This window comes from Streptomyces sp. 13-12-16, assembly GCF_002114215.1.
Lineage (GTDB): Bacteria > Actinomycetota > Actinomycetes > Streptomycetales > Streptomycetaceae > Streptomyces.
In genome coordinates this window covers 1-6,575 of sequence record NZ_NCTE01000297.1, presented here as the reverse complement: position 1 = coordinate 6,575, position 6,575 = coordinate 1, and the positions used below count along the sequence as shown (strand labels likewise).

Here is a 6,575-nt window from a genome sequence, read left to right as displayed (position 1 = left end):
CGGCAGCGCCGCCGGGTCCGGCGGGTCCCCCGGCAGGCCGCGCGGCGCGAAGCGCGACGCCGGGTCGCCGATGCGCGGGAACGCGGCCGACAGCGCCTGGGCGTAGGGGTGGCGGGCGGCCTCGTACACCTCTCCCGCCGGGCCCTCCTCGACCATCCGGCCCGCGTACATCACCGCGAGCCGGTCACAGGTGCCGGCGAGCACCGCGAGGTCATGGCTGATCATGATCAGCCCCACCTCCTGGTCCACGACCAGTTGTTCGATCAGTCGCAGGATCTGCGCCTGGATCATCACATCCAGCGCGGTCGTCGGCTCATCAGCGATGATCAGCCGCGGATCGCAGGCCAGCGCCATGGCGATCATGACGCGCTGCCGCTGACCGCCGGACAGCTCGTGCGGGTACGCCGACGCACGGGCGGCCGGAAGACCGACGTGCTCCAGCAGTTCCCCGGTCCTCTTCCGCGCCCCGGCCGGGGTGGCCTTCCGGTGCAGCAGGATCGGCTCGGCGATCTGGTCGCCGATGCGCCGCACGGGGTTGAGGGAGTGCATCGCACCCTGGAACACGATGGACGCCCCCGCCCAGCGGACCGCCCGTACCCGGCCCCACTTCATGGTCAGTACGTCCTCGCCGTCCAGCAGGATCTCCCCGTCGACCCGGGTCCCGGCCGGGAGCAGCCGCAGCAGCGCCAGCGCCAGGGTGGACTTGCCGCAGCCCGACTCCCCGGCGATCCCCAGCTTGCGGCCCGCGTCCAGCCGCAGATCCACCCCGCGCACGGCGGCCGCCCCGCCCGCGTACGTGACCGTCAGCCCTCTGACGTCGAGCAGACTCAACGGGACACCCCCAGCCTGGGGTTGAGGACGGACTCCACGGCCCGTCCGCACAGTGTGAACGCCAGCGCCACCACGGCGATGGCGATGCCCGGCGGCACCAGGTACCACCAGTGCCCGGCACTGACCGCGCCCGCCTCCCGCGCGTCCTGCAGCAGCCCGCCCCACGACACCACCGTCGGATCACCGAGTCCCAGGAAGGCCAGCGTCGCCTCCGCCAGGATCGCCGAGGAGATGATCAGCGTCGTCTGCGCCAGCACCAGCGGCATCACATTGGGCAGCACGTGCCGGGACATGATGTGCCAGTGCCCGCCGCCGAGCGCCCGCGCCCGCTCGATGTACGGCCGGGTCTCCACCGCCAGCGTCTGCGCCCGCACCAGCCGGGCCGTCGTCGGCCAGGTCGTCACCCCGATCGCCACGACGATCGTCAGCAGCGAGCGGGACATCACCGTGGCCAGCGCGATCGCCAGCACCAGCGTCGGCATCACCAGGAACCAGTCGGTGATCCGCATCACCACCGTCGCGTACCAGCCCCGGAAGTGCCCCGCCGTCACTCCGATCACCGTGCCGATCGCCACCGACAGCACGGCCGCCAGCAGCCCCACCAGCAGCGACACCCGCGCACCCCAGATCACCAGACCGAGCAGGTTCCGCCCGAACCGGTCGGCCCCGAAGGGGAGTTCCGCGCTCGGGCTCTCCAGCGGGCTGCCCGGCGCGCCGGTCACGTCGGCCACGTCGGATCCGACGACCAGTGGAGCGGCCAGGGCGAGCAGCGCGAACAGCGCGAGCGTGGCGAGGCCGAAGAGGCCGGCCCGGTGGGTGCGGTACTGCCGCCAGAACCGCGCGGCCGAGGCCCGGCGCCGCTGCCACGCCAGGGCGCGGGGGCGCGCGGCCGGTGTCTTCTCGGTCGTCATCGGCCCACCCGGGGATCGAACAGCGGATAGATCAGATCGGCGAGCGTGTTCATCACGACCACCGCGGCGGCGAACACGAAGAACAGCCCCTGCACCAGCGGCAGGTCGGGCACGCTCAACGCCTGGTAGAACAGCCCTCCCAGACCCGGCCAGGAGAAGACCGTCTCCACCAGGATCACACCGGCCACCGTCCGCCCGAGGTTGATGAAGATCAGCGTCACGGTCGGCAGCAGCGCGTTGGGCACCGCGTGCCGACGCCGTACGAGGTCGTCGCGCAGCCCCTTGGCCCGCGCGGTCGTCAGATAGTCGCTGCCCATCTCGTCCAGCAGCGCCGACCGCGTCACCAGCAGCGTCTGCCCGTAATCCACGGCCACCAGCGTCACCACCGGCAGCACCAGGTGGTGCGCCACGTCCGCGACGTACGCGAAGCCCTCCTCTCCGCCCGACTCCATGCCACCGGTCGGGAACAGCCCCGGCAGCGGCCCGATCCCCACCGACAGCGTGGTGATCAGCAGCAGGCCCAGCCAGAAGGAGGGGAGGGAGTACAGCGTCAGCGCCAGCCCGGTGTTGAGCTTGTCGCCGAGCCGCCCGTGCCGCCACGCCGACCGGGTGCCCAGGACGATCCCGAGCGCCGTGTAGAGGACGAAGGCGGTACCGGTGAGCAGCAGCGTGTTCGGCAGCGCCTCCGTGATCTTGTCGACCACCGGCGCGTTGAACTGGTACGACATCCCCAGATCACCGGTGAGCGCCTTGCCGCAGTAGTCGGTGAACTGCTGCCACAGCGGCAGGTCGAGTCCGAACTGCTCTCGGTAGACGGCCAGTTGCTCGGCCGACACCTGACGGCCGCCGGTCATGAACTTCACCGGGTCGCCGGGGATCAGCCGGAAGAGGAAGAAGCTGGTGACGAGGACGGCGAGCAGGGACACGGCCGCACCGGCGAGCCTGCCCGCCACATAGCGCGGATACGCGGTGGTGATACGGCCACCACGTGGCCGGCGTGGCCCGCGGACGGTCGCCGGTCCGTCCTTCGCCGGACCGGTGGCCCCCGTGCCCCCTGCCGATGCGGATGTCGCGTCAGCGGTCATGGGTGTCCGTTCGCCGCCTACTCGCGGTTCTCGGCCGTGGCCCGTCGCCGCATCGCCGCGAAGACCCCCAGCCCCGCGAGGACGACGACACCCGCGACGATCCCGATGACCACGCCCGTCGACGACGCGTCACCGCCCCCGTCACCGGTGTCCGCCGGCACCGCCGACCACCAGCTCCAGTAGCCGTCCTGGCCGTAGATGTTGCCCGCCTTCGCCGGCATGGTGGTGATCGACTCGATCTGGTCCGTGCGGTACGCCTCGACCGCGTTCGGATACGCCATGACGTTCATGTACCCGAGGTCGTACAGCCGCGACTCCATCTGCTTGACGATGTCCGCCCGTTTGCCGGCGTCGTACTCGGCGAGCTGCCGCGCGTACAGCTCGTCGTACGTCTTGTCGCAGATGAAGTTGTCGGTCGCGCCGGTCTCCTCCGGGGTCGCCGGGAGCGCCGCGCAGGTGTGGATGGACAGCACGAAGTCGGGGTCCGGGTTGACCGACCAGCCGTCGAAGGCGAGGTCGTACTCACCGGCGAGCCAGGGATCGGTCACGTTGTCCAGGCAGTTGAGCGTCACCCCGATGCCGAGGTCGTCCCACCACTCCTCGAGGTACTGGCCGATCGCCTTGTCGTTCGGGTCGGTGGCGTGGCACAGCACGCGGTAGTCGAGCGGCTTGCCGTCCTTGCCGACCCGTTTGCCGTCGCCGTTCTTCCTGTAGCCGGCCCGGTCGAGCAGCCGGGCCGCCTCCGCCGGGTCGTACGCCAGCTCCTGGTCGGCCGACGGCTTCCAGAAGTACTGCGAGAAGCGTGGCGGGATGTAACCGGCGCCCTCCACGGCGTGCCCCTGGAACACCTTGTCGATGATGGTCTTCCGGTCCACCGCCATGAACAGCGCGTTGCGCACCCGCTGGTCGAGCAGCGAGGGGTGTCCGTCACCCATCTTCTCGCCGTTCTTCGCCCTGGCGCCCGGGTTGGTGGCCAGCGCGTAGAAGCGGCGCCCCGGCGCGTCGTTGACCCGGATGTTCTTCTCGCTCTTCAGCGCCTCCGTCTGGGCCGGCGTCAGGGACGGCGACCCGGCGACGAACGACACCTCGCCCTTGCGCAGCGCCGACACCGCGGCGTCCTGGTCCTTGTAGTAGCGGAAGACCAGCTCGTCGAACTTGGGTGCCCCGCGCCAGAAGTCCTTGTTGGCCTTCAGCCGAACATAGCTGTCCGCCTTGTAGTCGGTGAGGACGAACGGCCCGTTGCCGACGATGGGGAAGTCCTTGTCGTTGTTGAACTCCGCGTAGTCGTCGACCTTCTCCCACACGTGCTTGGGCACGATCGGCACGTCCAGCGCCGTCATCGTGGCCTGCGGCTTCTTCAGCTCGATGACCAGCTCGGTGGGGCTCGGCGCGGTCACCTTCGCGAAGTTGGCGACGTAGCTGCCGTTCGCGGTGGCCGCGCCGGGGTCCGTCATCATCGTGTTGAACGTCCAGGCCGCGTCCTCGGCGGTGGCCTGCTCGCCGTCCGACCAGGCGGAGTCCGAGCGGATGGTGTACGTCCAGGTCAGCTTGTCCGGCGACGACTCCCACTTGGTGGCCAGACCGGGGATGACGTGGTTGTCCTCGGGGTCGTAGTTCGTCAGGTACTCGTAGGTGAGCCGGTGGATGCTCGTACTGAGCAGCCGTACCGCCAGGAACGGGCTGAGCGAGTCGACGCTCTGCGCCACCGCGACGGTCAGCACCTCGGTGCCGTCGTCGGCCGCCCGCGCCTGCTCCGGGGCCGGGTTGAGCGGGGTGGCGAGTCCGGCGCTGAGGGTGAGCGCGGCGGCGCCGGCCGCCATGACGAGCCGGGTGCGGCCCGGGGTGCGGTGGTGACCGCCGTACTGATCGTTCGTTTCCATGGTCGCTGACCTCACGTCATCGCTCGCACGGGAAGGACGGGTTGATCAGATGAGTGATGAGTGTGTCTATCAGCGACCACCGCGAGCGTCAACGGCGCGAACACCCCATGTGGCCTGCGGAAACAACGAGTTGACGGACATGGTGCGCTCATTGGTCGAGACCGGTGACGCACCGCTGGCCAGGGCCTGACGGCGGTTTTCGGCCCCGCACGCGAAAGCGGCCCCTCGAAAGGGGCCGCTCGGCTGCGGTGTCTTACTGCGGGCCGGGGTGAGGAGGATAGGGCTGGCCCGGGACCTGCGGGTACGGGTGGCCGGGCTGGGCCGGGGGCTGTCCGGGCTGCGGCTGCTGGGGGTACGGGCCCGGCTGACCGGGGGCGGCCTGACCGGGCATGGCCTGACCGGGCATGGGCTGACCCGGAACGGGCTGACCGGGCATGGGCTGACCCGGAACGGGCTGGCCGGGGAAGGGCTGGCCGGGCAGCGGAGGGGCGGCGACCGGTGGCGGGTTGCCGTCGGAGGTCCACAGACCGTGCGACTGCTGTTGCCGTACGAAGTCCTCGGCGACCAGCGCCGCGAGGTTGAAGTACGCCTCCCGCACCTTCGGCCGCATCATGTCGAGGTCGACCTCCGCGCCGGCGGCCAGATGCTCGTCGAACGGAACGACGAGCACGCCCCGGCACCGGGTCCGGAAGTGCGCCACGATGTCGTCGACCTTGATCATCTTGCCGGTCTCGCGCACCCCGGAGATCACGGTGAGGGACCGCGAGACGAGGTCCGCGTACCCGTGCGCGGACAGCCAGTCCAGCGTCGTACTGGCACTGCTCGCACCGTCCACGGACGGCGTGGAGATGATGATCAGCTGGTCGGCGAGGTCCAGCACGCCGCGCATGGCGCTGTAGAGCAGGCCCGTACCGGAGTCGGTGAGGATGACCGGGTACTGCTTGCCGAGCACGTCGATCGCGCGCCGGTAGTCCTCGTCGTTGAACGTCGTGGACACGGCCGGGTCGACGTCGTTGGCGATGATCTCCAGACCGGACGGCGCCTGGGAGGTGAACCGCCGGATGTCCATGTACGAGTTGAGGTACGGGATCGCCTGGACGAGGTCGCGGATGGTGGCCCCGGTCTCGCGCCGCACACGGCGGCCGAGCGTACCGGCGTCCGGGTTGGCGTCGATCGCGAGGATCTTGTCCTGCCGCTCGGTGGCGAGGGTGGCGCCGAGGGCGGTGGTCGTGGTCGTCTTGCCGACGCCGCCCTTGAGGCTGATGACGGCGATGCGGTAGCAGGACAGCACCGGCGTACGGATCAGCTCCAGCTTCCGCTGCCGCTCGGCCTCCTCCTTCTTCCCGCCCAGCTTGAAACGCGAACCGCCGGTCGCGGGGCGGCTGCTCTTCGCCTTCTGCTTCTTGCTGTTGAGCAGCCGGTCCGAGGACAGCTCCACGGCAGCGGTGTAACCGAGGGGCGCCGCACCGGGATTGGTCGGCTGCCGCTGGTCGTGCTGAACGGGCTGCGGCCAGGCGGCCCCGGTACGCGGATCGACGGGCTGCTGCTGCGGCGGCACCCCCGGCTGCTGCTGGGGGAAGCCGTAACCGGCCTGAGGACCGGGCACGGGCGGGGTGCCGGGCTGGGGCTGCCCGAAGGGCTGCTGCGGAACTGCCGCGCCGGACTGAGGGAGGCCGTAACCGGCGTGCGCGCCGGGAGCGGGAGCACTCCCGGGCTGCTGCGCCGGGGGCTGTGGGGCTGCCGTGCCGGGGGCACCGGCGGGCGGGAAGCCGTAACCGGCGGGCTGGGCCGGGGGAGTCGGGGCGGCGCCCGGCTGGGGGAAGCCGTATCCGGCGGGGGCGTCGGGTGCCGGGGTGGGCGGAGTACCG

5 protein-coding genes are annotated in these 6,575 nt (G+C 70.8%); all 5 read right to left on the bottom strand.

What is annotated here, in order from left to right:
- The coding region (locus tag B7767_RS12965; protein WP_085572320.1) for an ABC transporter ATP-binding protein at positions 1-831 on the bottom strand (831 nt) is incomplete at its 3' end.
- Positions 828-1,742 carry an ABC transporter permease gene (locus B7767_RS12960; RefSeq protein WP_085572319.1) on the bottom strand — a complete coding sequence of 305 codons (915 nt, stop codon included), beginning with the start codon at positions 1,740-1,742 and terminating at the stop codon, positions 828-830. The genes B7767_RS12965 and B7767_RS12960, both read right to left, overlap by 4 nt.
- Entirely contained in the window at positions 1,739-2,827 is a 1,089-nt protein-coding gene (locus B7767_RS12955) for an ABC transporter permease (protein WP_085572318.1), read from the bottom strand. Before B7767_RS12955 ends, B7767_RS12960 begins: the two co-directional genes overlap by 4 nt.
- Before the next feature lie 17 nt (positions 2,828-2,844).
- Complete coding sequence (locus B7767_RS12950; RefSeq protein ID WP_085572317.1) at positions 2,845-4,707, bottom strand: ABC transporter substrate-binding protein; 1,863 nt, start codon at positions 4,705-4,707, stop codon at positions 2,845-2,847.
- 253 nt (positions 4,708-4,960) lie between these two features.
- Positions 4,961-6,575: MinD/ParA family protein (locus B7767_RS12945; RefSeq protein WP_143652393.1), on the bottom strand; the 1,615-nt coding region annotated here is incomplete at its 5' end.